Source organism: Corallococcus sp. M7 (assembly GCF_054512695.1).
In genome coordinates this window covers 7,649,154-7,672,324 of record NZ_CM137252.1, presented here as the reverse complement: position 1 = coordinate 7,672,324, position 23,171 = coordinate 7,649,154, and the positions used below count along the sequence as shown (strand labels likewise).

The following is a 23,171-nucleotide window of genomic DNA, read 5'->3' as shown; positions in this document are numbered from 1 at the left end:
GCGCGTTCGCGATGGCCATCGACAAGTTGGGAGCCGTGGGCGGCGCGGGCCCTTCGCCCGCGGTGGAGTCCGGCAGGGAGACGTTCGGCAAGGTGCTGGAGGGCGTGCGCACGCCCCCATCGCGCCCCGTGCCGGTGACGACGGAGGGGCCGCCGAAGCCGGTGCGCACGCCCACCGAGGCCACCGCCGGCACGTCGCGGGCGGACGGCGTGGAGGGGGCGAAGGCGGGCTGCGCGGAGGTGAAGCCGGGGGTCCGCGTGGATTCGGTCCAGGCGGCGCGCGGTCAGCAGGCGGTGGAGGTGTTGGACCGCGTGGGGCAGGCGCAGCAGCGGCTGGACCACATCCTGAAGCTCGCCGAGTCCGGCCGCACGTTCAGTCCCTCGGAGTTGCTCGCGCTCCAGGCCCACGTCTACCGCGCCAGTCAGGAGCTCGATCTCGCCGGCAAGGTCGTCGAGAAGGCCACCGGCGGCGTCAAGCAGGTCCTCCAGACCCAGGTGTGAGGAGTCCTTTCTTCCATGCGTTCCGCTCCCCTTCGTTGTCTCTGTTTCCTCCTGCTCCTGGGTGCTTCGGCGTGCCGGGAGCGCATCCAGCACGGCCTCGACGAACGTCAGGCCAATGAGCTGCAGACGGTGCTCGTCGAGCGGGGGCTCGACGCGCGCAAGGTGCCCGAGTCGGGCAAGAAACCCACGTGGGCCATCGAGGTGACGGACGCGCAGTCCTCGGACGCGGTGCGCATCCTGGCGGAGCTGGGGCTGCCCCGGCTCGCGGCGGAGACAGGCTGCGACGTGTTTGGCGGAAGCGGGCTCGTGCGCTCGCCACTGGAGGAACAGGTCTGCCGCGTCCGGGGAATGGAGCGGGAGCTGGAGAAGACGCTCCAGACGGTGGACGGCGTGCTGCTGGCGCGCGTGCACCTGGTGGTCCCACCGCCGCCGAGGCCGGGCCAGGCTCCCACGCCTTCGAAGGCTTCGGCCATGCTGCGCACGGCGCCCGGCGGCGCGACGCGCGTGCGCAAGTCGGCGGACACGCTGCGTGAGCTCATCGCGGGAGGAGTGGAGGGGCTGTCACCGGAGGCGGTCTCGCTGCTGGTGGACGAGGTGACGACGCACGTGGAGGCGCCGTCTCCGAAGGGAGGCCCTGTCCCGCTGCGGCTGCGCGTGGTGCTCGCCCTGCTGGGCGTGCTGGTGACGGGCCTGTCCGGAGCGCTCGTCTGGGCAACGCTGCGCTGGAAGCACTACCGGGCCCTGGCGGAGCAGCCCCCCGTGGCGCCGCCTGCGCCGCCCACGCCCGCGCGGCCGGTGGTGACCCCGGGCTCCACGCGCAAGCTGGCCTGAGCACACCATGGACGTCACACGCGTGGGGCGGGTGCTGCGCAAGGCCCGGAAGCTCCTGCCCTCGAGGAAGGAAGCACCGCGGGCCGCCGCGGTGGCGGAGGTCACGCTGCCCGCGTTGTCCCTGCCGTTGGAACGCATCGCGCTGGTCGTCTGCGTGCTGGCGCGAGAGCGCGCCGCGGAGCTGTTGGGAGGGCTGGTGGATGCTGAAGCGGGCAGGGCGCTGCGCCACCTGGAGCGCTTCGCCGCCATGCCCTCCGCCCAGCGCCAGGCCAAGGTGGCGGTGGAGTTCGGAGAGCGGGCGGACGGCGAGACCCGGTTGGCCCTCTTCCTGGAGACGGCTCCCGAAGCCCTGCGCCAGGAAGCATTTCGTGGCCTTCCGCCGTACCACCGCAGCCGGTTTCCCCAGTGGGAGGGGGCCGAATCGCGAGCGGATGCCGCTCCGGCCCTGACCGCCCTGGCGGAGCGGCGCATCCGCGAAGCGCTGCGCTGAGCGTCCTCGGGTGTGGAGGGCCATCCCGAAGACGGACCTCCGCCTCCAGCCAACACCCTGATTCCACGAGCCGGTCCCCTGGCCATGGCCGTGCACAGGGGACGTGTGTCCCATCGCCGTCCCGGAGCTCCGGATGCAAACGAATCCAGTCAGGTCCCCCAGCGTCGCGAAGAAGCCCACGCGACCGTTCCGCCCGGGAGCGCGCCGGCTGACGCGTGCTCACCTGGTGTTGGGACAGCGGCCCCAGGTGGGGCGTTGGGGCGCGGAGCTCCTGCGCGACGTGGGCGCGGCGCTGTCGCGGGACCTGGGAGCGGCGGTCACGGTGGAGGGGCACCTGGTGCCGGCGGCGGTCCAGCCGGAGCGCGAGCTGGCGGTGGGAATGGTGTTCGCGCTGGTGGAGCTGTCGGCGGTCGGGGGCACCGCCATCGTGGAGCTGGAGGTGCCGCTGGTCTTCGCGGCGCTGGCGAGGCTGGCGGGGACGGGACTGCGGTCGGCTCCCGTGGCGGAGCTGACCCGGCTGGAAGAGTCCACGCTGGTGTACCTGCTGCTGTCCGTCCTGGCCGCGATGCGCGGGCAGGGCGAGTGGGTACGAAGTCTGGGCCCCCGCTTGTCCGCGGTGTCGATGCGGCGCGGTGACGTGCTGACGCGAGTCGATGCACGGCAGCCCTATGTGGCGGTGCTGCTGACGGCAACGGTGGAGGGATCGACGGTGGGAGGCCGGGTGCTCCTGCCCGCCCGTACCGTGCAGACCGCGTTTCAAGAGCTGCCCATAGAGTCGGCAGGCGCGGCCGCGTCCCAGGTGCTGGCGGCATCGGTCCCCGCGCGCTGCCTCATGGGACGCAGTCCATTGCAGGCCTCGGCGGTGGATGCGCTGGCCGCGGGAGACGTCGTGCTCTTCGAGGGCGTGCGTCTCCGGGACGGCCGGGTGGAGGGCCAGGGACAGCTGATCACCCGGGGCTTCGCGCTCCGGGGCGAGTTTCTCGCGGAAGGCTTTTCGACAGGGAGCGTGCACTCGCGCGCGGCCCGACAGGAGTCGGACATGGTGGCGACGAACAAGCGGAGCGAGGCGATGCCGCCGCTCCCGGTGGATGTGGAGATCGAGCTGACGCGGTTGATGTTGCCCCTGGCGGAGCTGGCGGCGCTGAAGCCGGGCACGTTGCTGCCCCTGCACGTGAACGCGAGCAGCCCGGTGCTGCTGCGCGTGGGTGACCGCGTGGTCGCGCGCGCGGAGTTGGTGGAGATTGAAGGCGAAGTGGGCGCCCGCATCCTGGCGTTGCTGCCGTGAGCGCACCCGTGAACACGCTGCTGTCCTCGTTCTCGCCACGCGGCAGGCTGCTCTTCGCATTGGCCCTGCTCGTGGGACTGGCGACGCTCGCGCCCCTGGGGGGACTGTCGCTGGTGGGCACCTCGCGCCTGGTCATTGGCGCGATGGCGCTGGCCGGTCTGGGCTGGGTGTTGCTCCGCAAGGGAGGCGTGGCCGGGAGTGCCGACGCAGCCGCTCCGGAGCCCCTGAGCATCGTCTCGCGGACGGGGCTTTCCCAGCGCTGTGGTCTCGCGCTCGTGGAGGCGGATGGACGGCGGTACCTCGTGGCCTACGGCGACACCTTCGCGGAGATCCATGAGACCCGTGCCATGGCGATGAAGTCCCGCTTCGACCTGGAGCTGGAACCGACGGTGCTCTTCCCCCGTGCTCGGCAGACGAAGACGGCGTGCGGCGCGCTCCGGAAGCGGGGTGGGGGATGAAGGCCCTCGGATTGGGATGCGGCGTGCTCCTGCCCGCGAGCGCGTTCGCCGCGGAGCAGTCCCTGTCGCAGGCCTCCTATGCCGGCAGTCCGCTGGCGATGATGGGGATGCTCGCGCTCCTGTCGCTGCTGCCGTTCGCGGTGTTGATGCTGACGAGCTTCTCGAAGATTGCCGTGGTCCTCTCCCTGGCCCGCTCGGCGATGGGCACGCAGCAGGCACCGCCGACGCTGGTGCTCACGGGGCTCGCGGTGGTGCTGACCGGGCACATCATGGCGCCGGTGATGGAGCGCATGTACGACGCGGGACAGGCGGCGTACGACGAGGTGCATTCCGGAGCGCAGATCCTCTCCGCCGCGAAGCAGGTGACCGAGCCCCTGCGCGCGTTCCTCATGAAGCACGGCGGTCCGGAGGAACGGGCCCGCTTCGTGGACCTGGCCCGCGAGCTGCGGCCTCCGGAGGAATCCGAGCAGGTGCAGGAGACGGATTTGTTCGTCGTCATTCCGGCTTTCGTCATCACCGAGCTGAAGGAAGCCTTCCAGATTGGCTTCATCGTCTTCCTTCCCTTCCTGGTGCTCGACATGGTCATCGCCAACGTGTTGCTCGCGTTGGGGATGCAGACGTTGTCGCCGGGTCAGGTGAGCCTGCCCTTCAAGATCCTCCTCTTCGTCGCCGTGGACGGCTGGGCCCTGCTCGCGCGGGGACTCATCCTCGGCTACCGGTGACGCCATGACCCAGGACGTCCTGCTCACCCTGGGCCGTGAAGCCCTGCTGTTGATGGTGCTCGCCTCGCTGCCGCCCATTGGCGCGAGCCTGCTGGTGGGTTTCCTGATGAGCCTCTTCCAGGCAACGACCCAGTTGCAGGAGAGCACGCTGTCGGTGGTGCCCAAGCTGTGCGCGGCGGTGCTGTCCCTGGTGCTCGCGGGGCCGTGGATCGCCGGACAGCTCACGCGCTTCACCCAACAGCTCCTCATGCTCATCGCGGAGGTGGCGCTGTGAATCCCGAGGCGTTGGGCGAACAGCTCCTCGCCCTGGGTCCGCACGTGGTCGCGGTGGCGCTGTGCGCGGCGAGGCTCGTGCCCATCGCGTTGCTCTGTCCATTGCTGGGAGGCCAGGCCGCGCCAACGACGGTCCGGCTCGGCCTGGTGCTCGCGCTCTCGCTCTTCCTGCACGTCGAAGCAGGCGTGGAGTTCAGCGGCACGGTGGAGACGCCGGTGGTGATGGCGGCGCTCGTGGTGCGTGAGCTGGCCTACGGCGTCTCCGTGGGGCTCGTGGCCGCGCTGCCCTTCGACGCGGCGAGGATGGGCGGCCGGTTCATCGACCTGTTCCGGGGAACCTCCGCGGAGGCGAGCCTGCCGCAAGCGGGGAGCCGCGAGTCGGCCACGGGAGACGCGCTGTACCACCTGCTGGTGGCGAGGGTGGTGTCGGGCGCGCTGTTCCCCGTGGTGCTCTCCGCCCTGCTGCGCGGCTTCGGAGTGGTCCAACTGGGGGCCTTCGTGCCCACGGAGGCTTCGGCCCTGCACGTGGTGGTGATGGTGGGCGGCGCCATGGCCACGGGGCTCGCGGTGGGCGCTCCAGTGGCGGCTGCATCGCTCGCGGTGGACTGCTTCCTGGGCATGGCATCGAGGGCCGCGGCCCAGGTGAACCTCCAGGAGCTGGGGGCTCCGCTGCGCATCCTCGGAGGCGGAGCGCTGCTGTGGCTGGGCGTGGGCCTGCTGTGTGAGCGCCTGCTCGCGGGCGTGGCCTCGACAGAGGGCGCGCTGGCGCTGCTGGGTGAGGTCTCCCGATGAGTGGCGAGAAGACGGAGCAGCCCACCGCGAAACGGCTGCGAGAGGCCAGGCGCAAGGGCCAGCTTCCGCGCAGCCGGATGTTGACCTCCAGCGCGACGACGCTGGGCGGGTTGCTGGGCTTCATCGCGTTCGCGCCCGATGGCTTTGCCCGGCTGAAGGACTGGACCGCGCGGTTGATGCTGGAACAGACCGCCGCTGGCGCCTGGGAGGAGGGGGCCTGGGTCGCCGCGCGGTTGTGCGGCCCTGCCTTGGGCGGAGCGCTCGCGGCCTCGCTGGCGGTCTCCGTGGCCACCGTGGGCTTCGAGTTGGACGCTCGCCACGCCGCGCCGAAGCTCGAGCGCATCAATCCCGCGGCGGGCCTCAAGCGTCTCTTCAGCGTCCGGCCGATGCTTGAGCTGGGCAAGGCGCTGCTCGTGGCCGCGCTGCTGGGCCTCATCATCTGGAACGAGGTGGAGTCCGTCGGTCCGGACGCCTTGCGGACCGCGTGGCTCGATGGAACCCGGGGAATGGAGTTCCTGCTCGGCCGGCTGGCGGCGCTGGTGACGCGACTGGCGTGGGTGGTGCTGGGGTGCGGTGCCGTGGACTACGCGCTCGCCCGTCGCAGGCACCGTCACGAGCTGATGATGACCCGCGAAGAGGTCAAACGAGAGCACAAGGAGAGCGAGGGCGACCCACGTCACAAGGGACAGCGGCGCGCCCTGCATCGCCAACTGGCGCAGGGCGGTCCGGCACGTGGAGTGCAAAAGGCCACCGCCGTGATCGTCAACCCCACGCACATCGCGGTCGCGCTCCGCTACGACGCGGGCGAATGCGACGCGCCCTATCTCGTGGCCAAGGGCCGCGAACAGGACGCGCTCGCGCTCAAGGAGGAGGCGCGCCGGCAGGGCATCCCCGTGGTCCGGGACGTGCCGCTGGCCCGCAGCCTCATCCACTTCGACGTTGGGGAGTCCATCCCCGAGGAGCTGTACCAGGCGGCGGCCGTCGTGTTGCGGACAGCGATGGAGCTTCGCGAGACGGACGACCGTCCACGGAGACAGACGTGATGCCCCCATTCCTGAAGGTCTTGCTGAAGGCCCGTCAGTCCTCGGACGTCGTGCTCGCGGTGGCGATGGCGGCGGTGCTGGGGGCGCTCATCATTCCGCTGCCTGCGTGGCTCCTCGACATGGGGCTCGCGGTGAACCTGGCCGCGGCGGTGGCGCTGCTGGTCGCGGCGTTGAACGCGAGGGACGCGCTGCGGGTGACGTCGTTCCCCACGTTGCTGCTCTTCACCACGCTGTTCCGGCTGTCGCTCAACGTGTCGTCCACACGGCTGGCGCTCTCCGAGGGCCACGCGGGCGAAGTCATCCAGGCCTTCGGCGAGTTCGTGGTGCGAGGCGACTACGTGGTCGGCGCGGTGGTGTTCGCCATCCTCACGCTGGTGCAGTTGCTGGTGGTGACGAAGGGCGCCGAGCGGGTCGCGGAGGTGTCCGCCCGCTTCACCCTGGACGCCATGCCCGGCAAGCAGATGTCCATCGACGCGGACCTGCGCGCGGGCGCCATCGACCAGACCCAGGCCCGGCGCAGGCGGCGCGACCTGGAGCGCGAGTCCCAGATGTTCGGCGCCATGGACGGCGCGATGAAGTTCGTGAAGGGCGACGTCATCGCGGGCCTGGTCATCGTCGCGGTGAACCTGCTGGGCGGCACCCTCATCGGCGTGTTGCAGAACGGCCAGTCCTTCTCCGAGGCCGCCGCCACCTTCGCCCTCATCGCCATCGGTGACGGGCTCGTGTCCCAGGTACCCTCGCTGTGCATCGCGGTGGCCGCGGGCCTCGTCGTCACGCGGGTGGCGTCGGAAAAAGAGGAGGACTCGCTCGGGGCGGAGATTGGCTCCCAGTTCTTCGGTGACTTCCGCACGCTGACCACCGTGGCGGGCCTGTGCGTCGCGCTGGCCTTGATGCCGGGCATGCCGCACCTGACCTTCCTCGCGCTGGCCGCGGGCCTCGGCGGGCTCGGGTATGCGGTGCGGCGCAAGGGGCAGGCGCCGGAGAAGCCAGCGTCGAAGGATGGCGCCTCCCAGGAGGCCGCAGTGCCCGCTGGAGCCGCGGGCAAGCCGCCGGAGAGCGCGAAGGCACCTGTTGGAGTGACACCGCTCACACTGGACCTGTCCGCGCAGCTGACGCCGCTCGCGGAGGCAGACGGCGGCGCCTTCGTGCACACCGTGCTGAACGCCGTGCGCGACGAGCTGTTCTTCGAATTGGGCGTGCGCATCCCCGGCATCCGGGTGCGGACCCACGCCGCCTACCTGGGGCCGGGGGAGTACCGCATCCTCCTGGATGAAGTGCCCGCCGGTGGCGGCGTGGTGCAGCCCGGCGCCCTGTACGCGCTCGTTCCTCCCGGTGAGCTGGCCTTCCTGGAGGTCCAGGCGGAGGCGGCGGTGGAGCCCGCCAGCGGGCGGCCCATCAGCCGCGTGGGGGAGGGGGCCCGCTCCCGGCTGGAGCTGGCCCAGGTGCCGATGCGCAAGCCCTCGGAGCTCATCGCGGACCACCTGCGGGCCGTGCTGCGCCTGCGCGCCGCCGCGCTGCTGGGCCTTCAGGAGGTGCAGGGGCTGCTGGAGGGGCTGGAGGCTCAGTCGCCCGTGCTGGTGAAGGAGGCGCTGCAGAAGGTGCCGCTGCCGCTGCTGGTGGACGTGCTGCGGCGGCTCGTGCAGGAGCAGGTGAGCATCCGCGACCTGCGCGCCATCCTGGAGGCGCTCGTGGCGCCCACCACCGAAGGCGACGCCATGGCCCTGGCCGAGCGCTGCCGTCAGGCCCTGCACCGCTACCTGAGCCACCAGTTCGCGCCCACGGGCCCGCTGTACGCGTACCTCGTGGATCCCGAAGTGGAGGAGGTGCTGCGCGCCAGCGGTCCCCGAGGGCCCGCGCCCGAGCCGGAGCGCATCATGGAGATACTGGAAGGGGTGCGGGTCATCGCCAACGGGGGCCGGGCGGTGCTGCTCACGGCCCCGGACATCCGCCGTCCGCTGCGCAAGCTGTGCGAGGGCCCGTTCCCGGACGTGGCGGTGCTCACCTACGGCGAGCTGGACGGGGACCTGCAGATTCGCCCCATCGGCCGGCTGGCGCCGGTCGCCGTGGGGCGGTGAAGCCTAGAGGGTGCCGGTGCCGTTGCTGCCCTTGAACTCGGAGGAGGGCGGCAGGTCCGACTGGGTCTGCAGCGGCGCGGGGCGGTTGACCCGGTCGCGCAGCTCCTTGCCCGTGCGGAAGAGCAGGCCGCGCTTGGGCTTCACCGGGATGACCACGCCCGTCTTCGGGTTGCGGCCCTGGTAGCCCTGGTAGTTCTTCACGTGGAAGGCGCCCAGCCCGCGAATCTCGATGTTCTCCCCGCGGCAGAGGGCGTCCTTCATCGACTCGAAGATCGTCTCGATGGTCGCCTCCGCCTGCTTCTGGGTCACGCCTCGTTTGGCAACGAGGATGTTGATCAGATCGGACTTGAGCATCGGACGCTCCCGCAAACCCCGTGACCCCTTGGTGACAGGGCTCTCTGGCCCGTGGTCGAGTCCCGAATACATAACAGAACACCTCCTCCTTGCAAGCCGGGTGGGCTTCCAAACCTCTAAAAACGTTACGGATTTCCGCCGCTGGCCGCTGCCTTGGGGGCCTCGGGGGCGGGCGGGGCGAGCAGCCCCGGGCGCAGCGGCGTCACCAGGTCCAGCCACCGGGTGCGGCGCAGCAGATCGACCCCGGCACAGTCGGCCGCCTGGAACAGGGGCTCGAACTGTTCGAAGCCCGGGGCCTTGGGGCCCGTCCAGGTCTCGGGGCCGCCGGTGATCATCACCCCGTGCACGGCGAGCGTGGTGTCCGCGAGCGTGATGTCCGCGGGGTCCCTCGTGGGGCGCAGGCCGCCCCGCCGTCCCCGCTCCAGCAGGCGGGCTTCCACCATGCGGTCCACCACCTCGTGCACCAGTGACTCCGGCACGCGCAGCCGCGTGGCCAGCTCCCGGGGCAGGGGCGGGGTGGCGCCATCCACCCAGCACAGGGTGACGTCCTGGGCGACGCGCGCGCCCACCAACTCGTGCGCGCGCGGGTGGCTGCCGAAGGCGAAGAGCGAGTCGCGGAAGGAGACGTGCTCCACCGCGTACGACAGCCGGGCGCCGAACAGCATCACCAGCCAGCTCACGTACACCCAGGCGAGGAACAGGGGCAGGGCGCCCAGCGACGCGTAGAGGGGGTTGTAGAGGAAGCTGCGCGCGGCGAACTCGGCGTACACCTGCTTCGCCAGCATCCACCCCAGGCCCGACACCAGTCCGCCCGCCAGCGCCGAGCGCACGCGCACGTGGGCATACGGCGTCCACAGGTACAGCAGCGTCAGGCTGCCCATGGCGATGAGCGTGGTGCCTACCCCGATGAAGAACGGCGCGGAGGGCGCGTAGGTCTGCAAGAGCACGCGGACCCGGCCGGTGCCGGAGAAGGAGATGGCCATGAAGATGGGGCCCAAGAGCAGCAGGCCCGCGTAGATGGCCAGCCGCGTGAGCCACGGGCGCTGGCGACGGATGCCCCACAACTCGTTCACCGCGCCGTCGATGTGGCGCAGCAGCGAGCCCGCCGACAGCAGCACCGCGAGGAAGCCCACGCTGCCCACCGCGATGGAGTTGCCCGGGTGCAGGAACCGGTCGAGCAGGGCGGCGGACTCCTCGCTGACCCCCGGTGCCAGCACCTCGGAGATGACGAAGCGCAGCTTCCGCTGGAACTGCTCCTGGTGGAGCGTGCGCAAGAGCACGATGCCCACCGTCAGCAGCGGCACCAGCGAGAACATGCTGATGTACGTGAGCGCGGCGGCGCGCAGGCGCAGGTTCTCGCCCATGAAGCCGCGCGCCACGGTGCGCCCCGCGAAGAAGATGTCCGCCGCGAAGCGGCCCGCTGACGTGGCCCCGAAAGGCGCCCACATGCGGGCCGCCATCTGGAGCGCCCAGGCCCGCGCACGCACCAGCGACCGCCGCACGCCCCAGGACAGCTTCCGGAGCTTCACGGCTCCCTCCCGGTGCGCTTCCCGCCCGGGGAGGCCAGGTCGCGGGAGTCCAGGTGCGTGCGAAGGCGCGGAGGCGAGCGGTTCATCCCAGGCGATTCAAATGGGCCAGGGACTCGACGACACCCCCGGCGTGGAAGTGCCACCGTAGCCAAACCCCGCCCCGCTGAACCAGCCCTCCCACCCCGCCAGAGCGGACGTTGTCCGTACATGCACGGACCTTGGCCGCCTGGCTGTCCACCATGCGGGAGGCCGTGCTCCAGCGCCAATGCAGAAGGCCCGGCGGGTTGTACCCACCGGGCCTTCGCGGTCATTCAGGGACCGGGCTCAAGGGCCCGGTGTCGCTCGAGTGCTCAGCCTTCGCTGCTTCCGCCGGACGGCTCGGACGAGCCCCCGCCGGACGCTGCGGGAGGCGTGCCGCCACCATTGCCGCCGTTGTGGCCACCGCCGGAGCCGCCTCCGCGCTCGGACCGCTCACCGCCACGGCTCTCACCGCCGCCACGCTCGCCGCGCTCACCGCCACGGCCCTCGCCACCGCCGCGACGCTCACGGTCCCGGTTGCGGTCACCGCCGCGCTCGCCGCGCTCGGGACGGCGGCCCTCGCGACGGTCACCGCCGCCGCGCTCGCCTCCGCGTTCCCCGCCGCGCTCGCCACCACCGCGGCTCTCGCCGCCGCCGCGGTTCTCACCGCCGCCGCGCTCACGGTCTCGGTCCCGGCCACCGCCGCGGCGGCCCGGGTCCTGCCGGCCGCCGCCGTAATTGCTATCCGGGCGGCGCTGCTGCATCGCCAGCTCGCCGTCACCGGAGCCCGGCGACGAGGCCACCTTGTGCTCGGGGCCGGTGGCCGACCGGCCGTAGATGTCGTACTGCTCGCGGTGGTAGTTCTGCTGCGCCTTCACCTGGATGGACTTGTTGTAGCGGTCCATCAGGTGCCGCAGCTCGTTGCGCTCCTCACCCTGCAGGAGCCGCGCGACCTCCGCGTTGCAGTTGATGACGAGCGTGGAGTCCTTGTAGCCCGGCGCCTCGCGGCGGATTTCGCGGAAGATTTCGTACGCGACCGTGGTCGCCGTCTTCACGAAGCCCTTGCCGTCGCAGTACGGGCAGTCCTCGTGCAGCACGCGGCCAATGGACTCGCGCACGCGCTTGCGCGTCATCTCCACCAGGCCCAGCTCGGAGATGCGCAGCACGTTCGTCTTGGCCTTGTCCCGGCCCAGCGCCTCCTGCAGCGACTTGAAGACCTTGTCGCGGTTCTGCGCCTTCTCCATGTCGATGAAGTCGCAGATGATGATGCCGCCGATGTTGCGCAGCCGGAGCTGGTAGACGATCTCCTTGGCCGCCTCGACGTTGATCTTGGTGATGGTCTCCTCGAGGCTCTTCTTGCCGACGTAGCGTCCCGAGTTGACGTCGATGGCGGTGAGCGCCTCCGCCTGGTCGATGATCAGGTAGCCGCCGCTCTTCAGCCACACCTTGCGCTGGGTGGCGCGCTGCAGCTCCTGTTCAATCCCGTAGGCGTCGAAGACGGGCTCGTCCGTCTCGTGCAGCACCACGCGGTCGCGCAGGGCCGGGTCCTGCGCGGTGACGAAGCCCTGGATGCGCTCGTACTCCTCCGCGTCGTCCACGACGAGCTTCTCCACGTCGTGGGCGAACAGGTCGCGCGTGGCGCGCAGGATGAGGTCCAGGTCCGGGTGCAGCAGGCCCGGTCCGCCGCGCTTCTCGTTGCGGCGCACCACCTGGTTCCACACCTCGATGAGGAACCGGATGTCGCTCTCCAGCTTCTCCTGGGGAACGTTCTCCGCCACCGTGCGCACGATGAAGCCCGTGCCGGGCGGACGCAGCCGGTCCACGATTTCGCGCAGCCGGCGGCGCTCCTTCTCGTTGGAGATGCGGCGGCTGATGCCCACGTGGTCCACCGTGGGCATGAACACCAGGTGACGGCCGGGGATGGAGATGTGCGAGGTGAGCCGCGCGCCCTTCGTGCCGATGGGGTCCTTGGAAATCTGGACCACCACCTCCTGGCCCACCTTCAGCAGGTCTTCAATCTTGTCCGTCTTGCGCTGCTTGGGCTTCTCCTTCTCCTCGTCGCGCTTCTCGCGGCGGGGCTGCTCCTGGCGGCGCTTGTCCTTGTCCTTCTCACGGCCCTCCCGGTTGCGCGGCTCGCGGGCCTCGCGCGCCTCACGCGGCGTGCGGCGCTCGCCGGAGACCTCGGCGGGACGGGCGTCGGCGGCGGGGGAGGGGATGAGCTCACCCAGGGCGGCCGCGTGCGGCGGCGGCTCGGCGGCGCCGCCCTCCGTCGCGGGCGCCACGCCGGACCCGGCGATGGCTGCGACGGTGGCGCTCTCCGCGGGCGTCTCCTGCACCACCGCGGGGGCCTCCACCGGAGGCGTGCCGTTCTCCGTCAGCGGCACCGCCACGGCGGCGGTGGACACCTCGACCGGGGCCTCCTCCCGCAGGGCGCCCTCGGCCGGGGTCTCCGCGATGACGGCCACGGGAGCCGCGACCGGCTCGGGAGCCGCCTGGGCCTCCACCGGGGCCGGGGTGGCCTCCGGAGCCGGCTTCACGGACTCGGGCGAGGCCTCCGGGGCGGGCTCCACGGCCGGGGTGGCCTGGGCCTGGACGTCCAGCGCCAGCGCGCCGTCGTGCGCCAGCACCGGCTCCGGGACGGCCGCGGGGGCCTCCGTGCCGGCGGGCAGGGCGTGCGTGGCGTCCGGGACGCTGGCGGCCGCGAACTCCACGGCGTCGGCTTCCGATTCGGTGGGGACCTCCGGGGCGTCCTCGTGCTCGCCCTCGGTCAGCTCGAACTGCGCGCGGGCGAAGTCCGGGTCGTAGACGACGTCGCTGACGTACAGGAAGGCGGCCTTCTCCAACCCGATGTCCACGAAGGCCGCCTGCATGCCCGGGAGGACCCGGACGACGCGACCCTTGTAGATGTTTCCGACGACGCCCTTGTCCTTCTTACGCTCGAGGTAGAACTCCGCGATATGGCCGCCCTCGACGAGCGCCACCCGGGTCTCCCGACCCGCGGCATTGATGACGAGCACACTGCTCATGGATGAATCCTGGAGGCGCGCACGGTAGGGGGGACCTCACCGGACGGGAGGCGGCGAGACGCCACACCTCCGAGCGCGCTGCGAAGGGAGAGGCGGCCAGGGGGCCTCCGGCGTGTGCACGCCTTCCGGAAGTCCCGGAGGGAGAACGCATCGCCTGGGTGGGGGCCGAGGACATCGCCGCCTGCTCCTCCGAGTCATGTCGCCCCGCATTGCGACCGGCACCGTACCGGGCGGGGCTGCTTCTCTTCACGCGCTCGAGGCTTCCACCACGCCCGTGCCGTCCGCCCCCTCTTCCACACCCGGTCGGTGCCCGTCATGTGGGCCACCTTGGGGGGGCGTCTGGGGGCCCCGGAGCAGCAGGGGCATCCGAAGGAAACCGGAAGCGCAACCCGTCGAAATTCCTGCCTGGGCGTGATGTCCCGCCAACGCGGGGCGTCACACAACCGCCCAGAAACACGGAGAGTTTTCCACGCCCCTCCAGGTGTGTAAAGGCCCGATGCGCCCGTTCATCCACTGTCGGGCAGATGGAGGGCGGGCCCGCCCGGCGGGTCCCCGGACGCTCGGAAACGGACGTTCAGGCCTGGGCAGGGGCCTGCTTGCGCCCCTCCGGCTTGTCCAGCTTCCCTCTCGGACGCCGCACCAGCCTGAGGCCCGTCCAGGTCTCGTCGATGATGCAGATCTTGTTGTCCACGAGGCCGATATCGAGCGCCGCCTGGCGCACGAAGTCCTCGGACAGGCGCGTCTTCACGCCCTCGCCGGCGGGCCAGCAGACCCAGATGCCGCCGTTGAGGGTGGTGGCGCGCGACAGCGCGGGCAGCCGCTGCACCAGCTCCGTGGCGTCGGAGGTGAAGAAGAGGATGACGTCCAGCCCCGTCTGGGCCGTGACGAGGAACTCCACCCCGTCCGGCAGCGGGTTGAGCTTCTGCACGAAGCCCCGCGGGGGGTTGATGACGGAAACCTTGGTGCCGGACCGGATGCCCAGCATGGCCGGCAGGGAAGCCAGCGCGTAGGGCGTCATGATGTGCGCTCCACGGTGAAGGTGCGGAATTCGCCAGAGGCCTGCCCGTCCGTGCGCGCCACGTCCGTGACGCGCGCCATGCGGGGACCCGTGTGACACCAGCGGATGAAGTCTTCCAGCGCGCCCGGTTCGCCTTCCACCGTGGCCTCCACGGAGCCGTCGCTCCGGTTGCGCACCCAGCCGGACAGGCCAAGACGCAGCGCCTCCTGGCGGGCGCTCTCCCGGTAGGAGACGCCCTGGACCGTGCCCTGGATGCGCAGGGTCGCCCGGCGCTGCGTGCTCATGCCTCTGGCCTCATGCTCTGGCGTCCCCTTCTAGCAGCTTCAGGAACGCCTGCTCATCCAGGATTCTTACGCCCAATTCCTGCGCCTTCTTCAGCTTGGTACCCGCGTCCTCTCCGGCCACGACGAAATCGGTCTTGCGCGAGACACTTCCGGAGACCTTACCGCCGCGCCGTTCGATTTCCTCCTTGGCCTGCTCGCGCGCAAGCCGCTCCATGGTGCCGGTGAGCACCACCGTCTTGCCCACGAAGGGGCCGCCCGTGGCGACCGCCGGGGGGGCCGGGTGGACGCCCGCGTCCAGCAGGGCCTGGATGGCGGCCTGGTTCTGGGGCTCCTGGAAGAAGGTGTGGATGACCTGCGCCATCACCGGGCCCACGTCCTTCACCCGGCTGATGTCCTCCAGGCTGGCCGTGAAGAGCGACTTCACGTCCGGGAAGGCCTCCGCCAGGGCGCGCGCCGTGGAGTCCCCCACGTGGCGGATGCCCAGCGAATACAGGAAGCGGCGCTGGGTGGTGTTCTTGCTGCCCTCGATGGAGGCCAGCAGGTTGTCCGCGCTCTTCTCTCCCATGCGCTCCAGCTTGAGCAGCGAGTCCCGGGTGAGCGCGAACAGGTCCGCGAACGTCTTCACCTGGCCGGACGTCACCAGCTGCGTGGCCAGCTTGTCCCCCAGGCCTTCGATGTCCAGGGCGAGGCGGCTGGCGAAGTGGCGCACCTTCTCCACCAGTTGCGCGGGGCAGGACGCGCCCGTGCAGCGGATGATGGCGCCGTCCTCGTCCTTGGCCGCCACCGCGTGGCACACCGGGCAGTGGGTGGGGAAGGTGAAGGGCTGGGAGTCCTCCGGGCGCTTGGACAGCACCACGGAGACGATCTCCGGAATCACGTCGCCCGCGCGGCGCACGAAGACGGTGTCGCCCTTGCGCACGTTCTTGCGGCGCAACTCGTCCTCGTTGTGCAGCGTGGCGCGAGACACCATCACGCCGCCCACCTTCACCGGCTTCAGGTGCGCCACCGGCGTGAGCGCGCCCGTGCGGCCCACCTGGATGCCGATGTCCTCCACCGTGGTGGACTCCTCCTCCGGCGGGAACTTGTAGGCCACCGCCCAGCGCGGGCTCTTGGACACCTGGCCCAGGCGGCGGCGCAGGTCCTCGTCGTCCACCTTCACCACCATGCCGTCGACTTCGAAGGGCAGGGCGTGGCGGCCCTTGAGGGACTCGTCGTAGCGCTGGCGCACGCCGTCCGCCCCGTCCGCGTGCGCGTAGCGGTTGATGGGCAGGCCCAGCGTCTTCAAGTACTCCAGCTTCTCTGTGTGCGTCTTGAAGGCGGGCACGCCGTCGCCGGGCACGCACTCATACAGATAGACGGACAGGGGCCGGGCGGCGGTCTCCTTGGGGTCCAGCTGGCGCAGGCTGCCCGCGGCGGCGTTGCGCGGGTTGGCGAAGAGCGACTCGCCCGCCTCTTCGCGCTTCTCGTTGAGCTTGCGGAAGTCCTCCTTGCGGATGAAGACCTCGCCGCGCACCTCCAGCCGCCTGGGCACCTTCACGCCGTCCTGGGGGAACAGCTCCAAAGGCAGGCTCTTGATGGTGCGCAGGTTGCCCGTGACGTCCTCGCCGGTGGTGCCGTCGCCGCGCGTGGCGCCCTGCACGAAGCGGCCGTCCTCGAACCTCAGGGAGATGGCCAGGCCGTCCAGCTTGGGCTCGCACACGTAGCCCACCTGCGTGAGGCCGGTCTGCTTGCGGATGCGGTCGTCGAACTCCGTGAGCCCGGCGTCATCGAAGATGTTCGCCAGCGACAGCATCTGCGTGGTGTGCACCACCTGCCCGAAGTCCTCCACCGCCGCGCCGCCCACGCGCTGGGTGGGCGAGTCCGGCGTCGCCAACTGGGGGTACTTCTCCTCCAGCCCCTGGAGCTCACGCATCAGCGTGTCGTATTGGGCGTCGCTGATTTCCGGCGCGTCCAGCACGTAGTAGCGGTGGTTGTGGTGGGCCAGCTCCTGACGGAGCGCTCGGGCGCGGGCTTCGGCTTTCGGGAAGGTGTCCACGGGGTGTGTCCTTACCCCAATTCAGGGGCGCGGCCAGTTGCGCACGCCCCGCGTTGGAGGAAGGGCACTCTACCGGCACCACCTGACAGGGCCGCCGCACGCGCTCGGGAAGGGGGACCCGGGGACGCGTGTTCACGGCAAGGGAGCGCATCCGTTGCCCCTTTAGGCCCGAATTTCAGCTACATAGCGGATTCCCTGTTCGCAATACCCCCGCCCTCCAGTGCAACCCCCTGAAAAACGGGACAGAGCCAGGCACGGATGCCTTGACAGCTCTGGAGGCGGTCAATAGTTTCCAGCGCGGTTCCTGGCGCAGGGGTTCCCCCGGCGCCGTCTCTTCCCAACCACAGGCCCACGCGCCCTCCGGTCCGTTCCCAGGACTTGGGTGGTGCTGCCCCCTGGAAGGTGCTTCCGAGCGCCGCGCGGACGGATCGCCGTCCCGCGTACAGCCTGCCCGAGCCTTCGGGCGATTCCCCCTACGTCCGTTCGCAGACCGTCATGGCCAAAGCCCGTTCCCCCCGAGAGAAGGTAGTCGAGCCGGAGTTCACCGAGGAGAAGCCCCGGCGCAAGCGCGCGGCGGCGAAGGAGGCGGAGAAGCCGGCTCCCCGGTCGCGCCGCGCGCCGGCTCGTCGTGAAGAGGCTCCCGCCGAGGAGGCCGAGGCCCCCGAGGTCGCCGCGGAAGCGCCCCGCCCGGTGCTCACGCCCATCTCCCGTCCCGTGCGCGACGACGAGCTCCAGGAGCTGCGCGGCACGGAGGAGGAGGCGCCCGCCGAGGAGGCCGCTCCGGCCGCCCCGCCGGAGTCCGCCGAATCCCCCGCCATCACGGAGGTCGAGCGCGACGGCACCCCGATGCAGGTCATCAAGCTCAATGACCTGAAGCGGATGAAGATTGTCGACCTGGCGAAGATGGCCCACGACACGGGCATCGAGGGCTACCAGGGGCTGAAGAAGCAGGACCTCATCTTCGCGCTGCTGGGCGGCATCGCCGACAAGCGCTTCGAGGTCCACGCGGAAGGCGTGCTGGAGCTTTTGAGCGACGGCTTCGGCTTCCTGCGCAGCGCGGACAGCGACTACCAGCCGTCCCCGGACGACATCTATGTGTCGCCGTCGCAGGTGCGCCGCTTCAACCTGCGGCCCGGCGACACGGTGACGGGCCCCATCCGCCAGCCCCGCGAGGGCGAGCGCTTCTTCGCGCTGCAGAAGGTGGACAAGGTCAACTTCGCGGACCCCATGTCGGACGCGGCGCGCGAGCGCATCCTGTTCGACAACCTCACGCCGCTCTATCCGACGCGCAAGCTCAAGCTGGAGCACGAGTCGTCGGAGATGACCACGCGCATCATCGACATGTTCTGCCCCATCGGCCTGGGCCAGCGCTGCCTCATCGTGGCGCCTCCGAAGGCCGGCAAGACGGTGCTCCTGCAGAACATCGCGCACGCCATCAGCCGCAACCACCCGGACGTCTACCTCATCGTGCTGCTCGTGGACGAGCGCCCGGAGGAAGTGACGGACATGGAGCGCAGCGTGCGCGGCGAGGTGGTGTCCTCCACCTTCGACGAGCCCGCCACGCGCCACGTGCAGGTGGCGGAGATGGTCATCGACAAGGCCAAGCGCCTGGTCGAGCAGAAGTACGACGTCTGCATCCTGCTGGACTCCATCACCCGTCTGGCGCGCGCCTACAACACGGTGGTGCCCGCGTCCGGCAAGATCCTCTCCGGCGGCGTGGACGCCAACGCGCTCCACAAGCCCAAGCGCTTCTTCGGCGCGGCCCGCAACATCGAGGAGGGCGGCAGCCTCACCATCATCGGCACGGCGCTCATCGATACCGGCAGCCGCATGGACGAGGTGATTTTCGAGGAGTTCAAGGGCACGGGTAACTCCGAAATCGTCCTGGACCGGAAGTTGATGGAGAAGCGCATCTTCCCAACGCTCGACATCAACAAATCCGGCACCCGCAAGGAGGAGCTCCTCTTGTCTCCGGCGGACCTGGTGCGCATTACGGCGTTGCGCCAGGTGCTCCACCCGTTCACCCCCATCGACGCGATGGAGTTCGTGCTCAAGCACATGCGTCCGACGGCGGCGAACGCGGAGTTCCTGGGCTCGATGAACCGGTAGTTCCCTTCCGGCCCAAGGAGCCCCCATGCGTCGTGCCCGCCTGCCTCTTCTTGTCGCCCGCGCGGTCGCGGGCCTCACCCTGGGGCTGTTGGCGGGCTGCGACCTGGGGGTGGAGGACCTGCCGATTGAGGACACCCCGCCGGTGCTCTCCAGCCAGGTCTGCTACGACGACTCGGACTGCGTCGCGAACGCGTGCTGTGGTGAGGGCACCGCCATCACCCACCGCGACGTGGGGCCGGACTGCAGCAACGTGCGGTGCGACGGGACGTGCACTCCGAACAGCGTGGACTGCGGCCGGTGCATCCCCACGTGCCGCAACGCGCGCTGCGCCGCCGCCTGCCAGTAGCGGGCGGCATCTCCCTCTCGCTTCTAGCTGGCCAGTCCGTTGGCCACGTCCGCCAGCGGGTCCCTCAGGGGCAGCGTCACGCGGAAGGTGGTGCCGCCGCCCGGCGTGTCCTCCACGTCGATGCGGCCCTGGTGCGCCTCCACCACCTGACGCGACACCCAGAGCCCCAGGCCCAGGCCGCCGTAGTGGTGCGTGGACACGGCGCGCTCGAAGCGCTCGAAGATGCGCTCGCGGTCCTCCGGCTTGATGCCGATGCCGTGGTCCACCACGCACAGCCGCACCACCTCGCCATCCGGCTGCAGCGTCACGTCCACCGGACGGCCCCGGCCGAACTTCAGCGCGTTGGCGACCAGGTTGTGCACCACCTGCGAGATGCGTGATGGGTCGAAGGTGCCCATCACCGGGCCCTTCACGTCCACGGTGAGCGGCGTGCCGTCACGGCGCGCCTCTTCCTCCGCGAAGCGCGTCACCTCCACCAGCAGGTCGCCCAGGTCCACGTCCGTGCGGGTGAGCTTCAGGCGGCCGCTGGTGATCTGCGACACGTCCATCAGCACGTCCACGAGCATCGCCAGCCGCCGGATGAAGGACCGGGCCTGCTTCAGCCGCTCCAGCGCCTTGGGGGGCGCGTCCCGGCCCAGGCCGCGCTCCACCAGCTCCAGGTGCAGCTGGAAGGCCGCCAGCGGCGTGCGCAGCTCGTGCGCCGCCACGGAGAGGAAGTCGTCCCGGGCGCGCAGCGCTTCGGCCAGCCCTTCCGCGCGGGCGCGCTCGTCGGCCATCTCTCCGCGCATCCTCGCGAGCTTCAGGTTGGACGCGATGCGCGCGAGCAGCTCGCCCGCGGAGAAGGGCTTCACCAGGTAGTCGTCCGCGCCGGACGCCAGGCCCTGCACCGTGGCCTCTTCGCCGGCCTTCGCGGACAACAGCAGGATGGGCAGCTCGCGCGTGGTGGGCGCGGCGCGCAGGGCCCTCAGGAGGCCCATGCCGTCCAGCTTCGGCATCATCACGTCCGACAGCACCAGGTCCGGCGGCCGGGCCAGCGCGGCCTCCAGGCCCTTCTGGCCGTCCGTGGCCACCTCCACCTCGTACTCCGGGGAGAGCACGCGCTGGATGTAGTCGCGCATGTCCCGGTTGTCGTCCACCAGCAGGATGCGCGCGCGAGGCGCCGGGGCCACCGCGTGGCCGTCCGCGGAGGCCGGGTGCTGATGGTGCGAGGACTGCGTGCGGTCCTTGGGCTTCGCGCTGCCCCACAGCAGCGCCTCCTCGACGTAGGCGGACGTGGCCTCGCGCGCCGCGGAGCGCGGCCGGGCGGTGGTGCGGATGCGCTCCCGAGGCAGGTGTGCATGCCCCAGCGGCAGCTCCACGGTGAAGACGCTGCCCTCGCCCTCGGTGCTGCGCGCGGATACGGCGCCGCCGTGCAGCCTGGCGAACTCCTGCACCAGCGCGAGCCCGATGCCGCTGCCCTCCATCGTGCGCGACGGCGAGCCCGGCACGCGGTGGAAGCGCTCGAAGAGGCGGGGCAATTCGTGCGCGGGGATGCCCGAGCCGGTGTCCTCCACCTCCAGCCTCACCCGCTGCCCGTGCTCGCGCAGGCGCAGCGTGACGCCGCCCTGGAGCGTGAACTTGAACGCGTTGGAGACCAGGTTGAGGACGATCTGCTCCCACAGGTCCGGCGCCACGTAGACGGGCTGGGACAAAGGAGGGCAGTCCACCGTGAGCTTGAGGCCCGCGCGCTCCATGGCGGAGCGGAAGCTGGACGCCGCGTCCTTCGTCAGCGCGGCCAGGTCCGTGGGCGCGAAGCGCTCCTCCTTGGGGCCCGCCTCCAGCTTCGACAGGTCCAGGAGCGCGTTCACCAGCTTGAGCAGGCGCCCGGCGTTGCGGTGCACCCGCTCCATCTCCTTGCGGACCTCGTCCGACAGCGGGCCCGCGCGCCCGGCGAGCAGGTCCTCCGTGGGGCCCAGCATCAGCGTCAGCGGCGTGCGGAACTCATGGCTGACGTTGGCGAAGAACTCCGACTTGAGCCGGTCCAGCTCTCCCAGTTGCTCGTTCGCCACGCGCAGCTGCTGGTTGGTCTCCTGGATCTGCTGGGCGCGCCGGAAGATTTCGCCCTCCATCTCATCCGCGCGGGCGCGCAGCTCGGCGTGCTGGCGGCTCTGCTCCTCGTCCAGGTGCTTCAGGCGGATGAAGTCGGTGACGTCCTCCACGCGGTGGATGACGTAGCGGACCGCGCCGTCCTCGCCGAACACCGGGGTGTTCAGCGGGCTCCAGTAGCGCAGCTCGAACCCGCCGCCGGCCTCCTCGGGCCGGGGGATGTCGTACTTCTGGACGGCCATCGCGTCCGGGGTGCGCGTCTTCACCGCGCGCTCCAGCGACGCGCGCAGGTTGGTCACCCCGCTGGCCTGCGGGTCCTGCGGGTTGTCCGGGAAGACGTCGAAGATGTGGCGGCCCAGGATGTCCTCGCGCCGCGTCCGCGTGGCGCGCAGGTACGAATCCGTCACCGCGATGATGACGAACTCCGGCGTCAGCACCAGGTACGGGTTGGGCGCGGCTTCGAACAGGCTCCGGTAGTCCGGGGCCGGTGAGGGGCTGGGGGGCATCACACGTCCTCAGAGGCGGAGGCGTGCAAGGAATTAGTCACTCACCCCCGGGATGGCCAGGGGGGAAAGTAGGACCCGGCCCCCGGTTTTCCAACGGTGGACGCTTGGGGGGAACGGGCTTCCCGCCACGCTGGAGAAGTTCAGGCGGCGGGGGCGGCGTCCGTGGAGGCGACCGGCTGCTGGGCCGTCGCGGCCACCAGCGGGGGCGGCTGCGCCTTGAGGCGCGCGTAGTCGAAGCAGGCCACCGCGATGGAGGCCACCGGCACCGCGAACAGCGCGCCCCAGAGGCCGAAGAGCTTCTCTCCCGCGATGAGGGAGAAGGCCACCACCACGGGGTGGATGCGCGCGGCCTCACCCATGATCTTCGGGTTGAGGAAGTACGCCTCCAGCGCGTGGATGCCGATGATCCACAGCAGGAGCGCGACGCCCTTCTGGAAGCCGTCCGCCAGCGCGATGAGGACGATGGGCACCGAGCTGATGATGGTGCCGAAGATGGGGATGAGGCTGAAGAGCGTGGCGATGGTGGCCAGCAGGAAGGCGAACTTCACGCCGAACAGGAGCAGGCCCAGCAGCGTGAGGCCGCCGTTCACCAGGCAGATGGTGACCTGGCCGCGCACCACGCCGGACAGCGACTTGTCGATGCGCGCCACCAGCGTCTTCGCGTCCGGCAGGAACTCCGCGGGGATGAGCGTGCCGAAGTAGCGGCGGATGGCCTGCGCGTCGATGGAGAAGAACGCGGCGACCATCAGGATGAAGAACAGCATGAAGACGCCGGTGAGCACCTCCGTGACGATGCGGCGCGACACGTTGACGATGTCCGCCAGGTTCTCCTTCGCGAGCGATGTCACGCGCGCCACCGCGTCCGTGAGCATCTGCTCCAGGTCCAGCGCCAGGCTGAAGCCGCCGGACGCGCCCGCCGCGCCCTCCATGGCCCGGTCCGACAGGGCCACGGGGATGCCGTACGTGTTGAGCCACTCCTCCGCGCGCTGCGCGAGCCCCTGCACGTGCTCCGGCGTGAGCGCGCTGGCGAAGCCGGCCATCTCGCGGCTGATGCGCGCCACCTCGCGGTAGAGCTGCGGCACCAGCGCGACGAAGAAGAGATACACGGCGAGGAAGAACCCCGCGTAGATGGCCAGGATGGCCACCCAGCGCGGCACGTAGCGGCCGGCCACCTTCAGCCGGGTGATGCGCGCCACCAGCGGCTGCACCAGGTACGCGATGAGCGCCGCACCCGCGAAGGGCATCACCACCGAGCGCAGGGCGAAGAGCGTCACCGCGAGGGCCACCCACAACCCCGCGAGGAGGAACAGGCGCTTGCGGCGTTCGTCGGGGGCGGTGGCTTCCACGGGCGGCGACATGCACCCGGGCTTAAGGCAGCGGCCTCCCTCTGAC

Annotated in this window: 20 protein-coding genes; 12 read left to right on the top strand and 8 right to left on the bottom strand. The window is 70.7% G+C overall.

Features of this window, described 5'->3' with window-relative positions:
• Positions 1-11 precede the first annotated feature (11 nt).
• From ACX114_RS30675 to ACX114_RS30630, 10 genes are all read left to right on the top strand, one after another.
• Positions 12-500: an ATP-dependent helicase HrpB gene (locus tag ACX114_RS30675; RefSeq protein WP_459290394.1), complete on the top strand. Its 489-nt coding sequence runs from the start codon at positions 12-14 to the stop codon at positions 498-500.
• Positions 501-515: 15 nt separating this feature from the next.
• The gene (locus ACX114_RS30670; RefSeq protein WP_459290392.1) at positions 516-1,331 is read left to right on the top strand and encodes a flagellar M-ring protein FliF; all 816 of its coding nucleotides are present in this window, start codon (positions 516-518) and stop codon (positions 1,329-1,331) included.
• 7 nt (positions 1,332-1,338) lie between these two features.
• Positions 1,339-1,821, top strand: coding sequence for a hypothetical protein (locus ACX114_RS30665; RefSeq protein ID WP_459290390.1), 483 nt, complete (start codon positions 1,339-1,341; stop codon positions 1,819-1,821).
• A gap of 133 nt (positions 1,822-1,954) precedes the next feature.
• Positions 1,955-3,106 (top strand): type III secretion system cytoplasmic ring protein SctQ, encoded by a 1,152-nt coding sequence (sctQ, locus tag ACX114_RS30660; protein WP_459290388.1) that lies wholly within the window; start codon positions 1,955-1,957, stop codon positions 3,104-3,106.
• Positions 3,103-3,564 (top strand): hypothetical protein, encoded by a 462-nt coding sequence (locus tag ACX114_RS30655; protein WP_459290386.1) that lies wholly within the window; start codon positions 3,103-3,105, stop codon positions 3,562-3,564. Before sctQ ends, ACX114_RS30655 begins: the two co-directional genes overlap by 4 nt.
• A complete protein-coding gene (sctR, locus tag ACX114_RS30650) occupies positions 3,561-4,286 on the top strand; it encodes a type III secretion system export apparatus subunit SctR (protein WP_459290384.1) in 726 nt (241 codons plus the stop codon). Before ACX114_RS30655 ends, sctR begins: the two co-directional genes overlap by 4 nt.
• Before the next feature lie 4 nt (positions 4,287-4,290).
• Complete coding sequence (locus ACX114_RS30645) at positions 4,291-4,560, top strand: flagellar biosynthetic protein FliQ (protein WP_459290382.1); 270 nt, start codon at positions 4,291-4,293, stop codon at positions 4,558-4,560.
• Positions 4,557-5,351: an EscT/YscT/HrcT family type III secretion system export apparatus protein gene (locus ACX114_RS30640; RefSeq protein WP_459290380.1), complete on the top strand. Its 795-nt coding sequence runs from the start codon at positions 4,557-4,559 to the stop codon at positions 5,349-5,351. The genes ACX114_RS30645 and ACX114_RS30640 overlap by 4 nt, the downstream gene beginning before the upstream one ends.
• The gene (locus ACX114_RS30635; RefSeq protein ID WP_459290378.1) at positions 5,348-6,394 is read left to right on the top strand and encodes an EscU/YscU/HrcU family type III secretion system export apparatus switch protein; all 1,047 of its coding nucleotides are present in this window, start codon (positions 5,348-5,350) and stop codon (positions 6,392-6,394) included. The genes ACX114_RS30640 and ACX114_RS30635 overlap by 4 nt, the downstream gene beginning before the upstream one ends.
• The gene (locus ACX114_RS30630) at positions 6,394-8,469 is read left to right on the top strand and encodes a flagellar biosynthesis protein FlhA (protein WP_459290376.1); all 2,076 of its coding nucleotides are present in this window, start codon (positions 6,394-6,396) and stop codon (positions 8,467-8,469) included. The genes ACX114_RS30635 and ACX114_RS30630 overlap by 1 nt, the downstream gene beginning before the upstream one ends.
• Positions 8,470-8,472: 3 nt before the next feature.
• Here ACX114_RS30630 and ACX114_RS30625 read toward each other — a convergent pair whose 3' ends face one another.
• The 6 genes from ACX114_RS30625 to ligA form a co-directional block, all read right to left on the bottom strand.
• Entirely contained in the window at positions 8,473-8,823 is a 351-nt protein-coding gene (locus ACX114_RS30625) for an HU family DNA-binding protein (protein WP_459290374.1), read from the bottom strand.
• A gap of 125 nt (positions 8,824-8,948) precedes the next feature.
• On the bottom strand, positions 8,949-10,352 hold the full coding sequence (locus ACX114_RS30620; protein ID WP_459290372.1) for a YihY/virulence factor BrkB family protein: 1,404 nt from the start codon (positions 10,350-10,352) through the stop codon (positions 8,949-8,951).
• Between the two features lie 350 nt (positions 10,353-10,702).
• The gene (locus tag ACX114_RS30615) at positions 10,703-13,396 is read right to left on the bottom strand and encodes an Rne/Rng family ribonuclease (RefSeq protein ID WP_459290370.1); all 2,694 of its coding nucleotides are present in this window, start codon (positions 13,394-13,396) and stop codon (positions 10,703-10,705) included.
• A 574-nt stretch (positions 13,397-13,970) separates the two neighbouring features.
• Entirely contained in the window at positions 13,971-14,414 is a 444-nt protein-coding gene (locus tag ACX114_RS30610) for a DUF3052 family protein (protein ID WP_014398919.1), read from the bottom strand.
• A complete protein-coding gene (locus tag ACX114_RS30605; RefSeq protein ID WP_120586990.1) occupies positions 14,411-14,698 on the bottom strand; it encodes an acylphosphatase in 288 nt (95 codons plus the stop codon). The genes ACX114_RS30610 and ACX114_RS30605 overlap by 4 nt, the downstream gene beginning before the upstream one ends.
• 10 nt (positions 14,699-14,708) lie before the next feature.
• A complete protein-coding gene (ligA, locus tag ACX114_RS30600; RefSeq protein ID WP_459290368.1) occupies positions 14,709-16,733 on the bottom strand; it encodes an NAD-dependent DNA ligase LigA in 2,025 nt (674 codons plus the stop codon).
• Between the two features lie 495 nt (positions 16,734-17,228).
• On the opposite strand from ligA, the gene rho reads away from it, so the two are divergent.
• Together rho and ACX114_RS30590 are read left to right on the top strand one after the other, a co-directional pair.
• Positions 17,229-18,842: a transcription termination factor Rho gene (gene rho, locus ACX114_RS30595; protein ID WP_459290366.1), complete on the top strand. Its 1,614-nt coding sequence runs from the start codon at positions 17,229-17,231 to the stop codon at positions 18,840-18,842.
• Positions 18,843-18,867: 25 nt separating this feature from the next.
• Positions 18,868-19,188, top strand: coding sequence for a hypothetical protein (locus ACX114_RS30590; protein ID WP_459290365.1), 321 nt, complete (start codon positions 18,868-18,870; stop codon positions 19,186-19,188).
• A gap of 23 nt (positions 19,189-19,211) precedes the next feature.
• Here ACX114_RS30590 and ACX114_RS30585 read toward each other — a convergent pair whose 3' ends face one another.
• Positions 19,212-21,779 carry an ATP-binding protein gene (locus tag ACX114_RS30585; RefSeq protein WP_459290363.1) on the bottom strand — a complete coding sequence of 856 codons (2,568 nt, stop codon included), beginning with the start codon at positions 21,777-21,779 and terminating at the stop codon, positions 19,212-19,214.
• Positions 21,780-21,919: 140 nt separating this feature from the next.
• A complete protein-coding gene (locus ACX114_RS30580) occupies positions 21,920-23,137 on the bottom strand; it encodes an AI-2E family transporter (RefSeq protein ID WP_459290361.1) in 1,218 nt (405 codons plus the stop codon).
• Between the last annotated feature and the right edge of the window lie 34 nt (positions 23,138-23,171).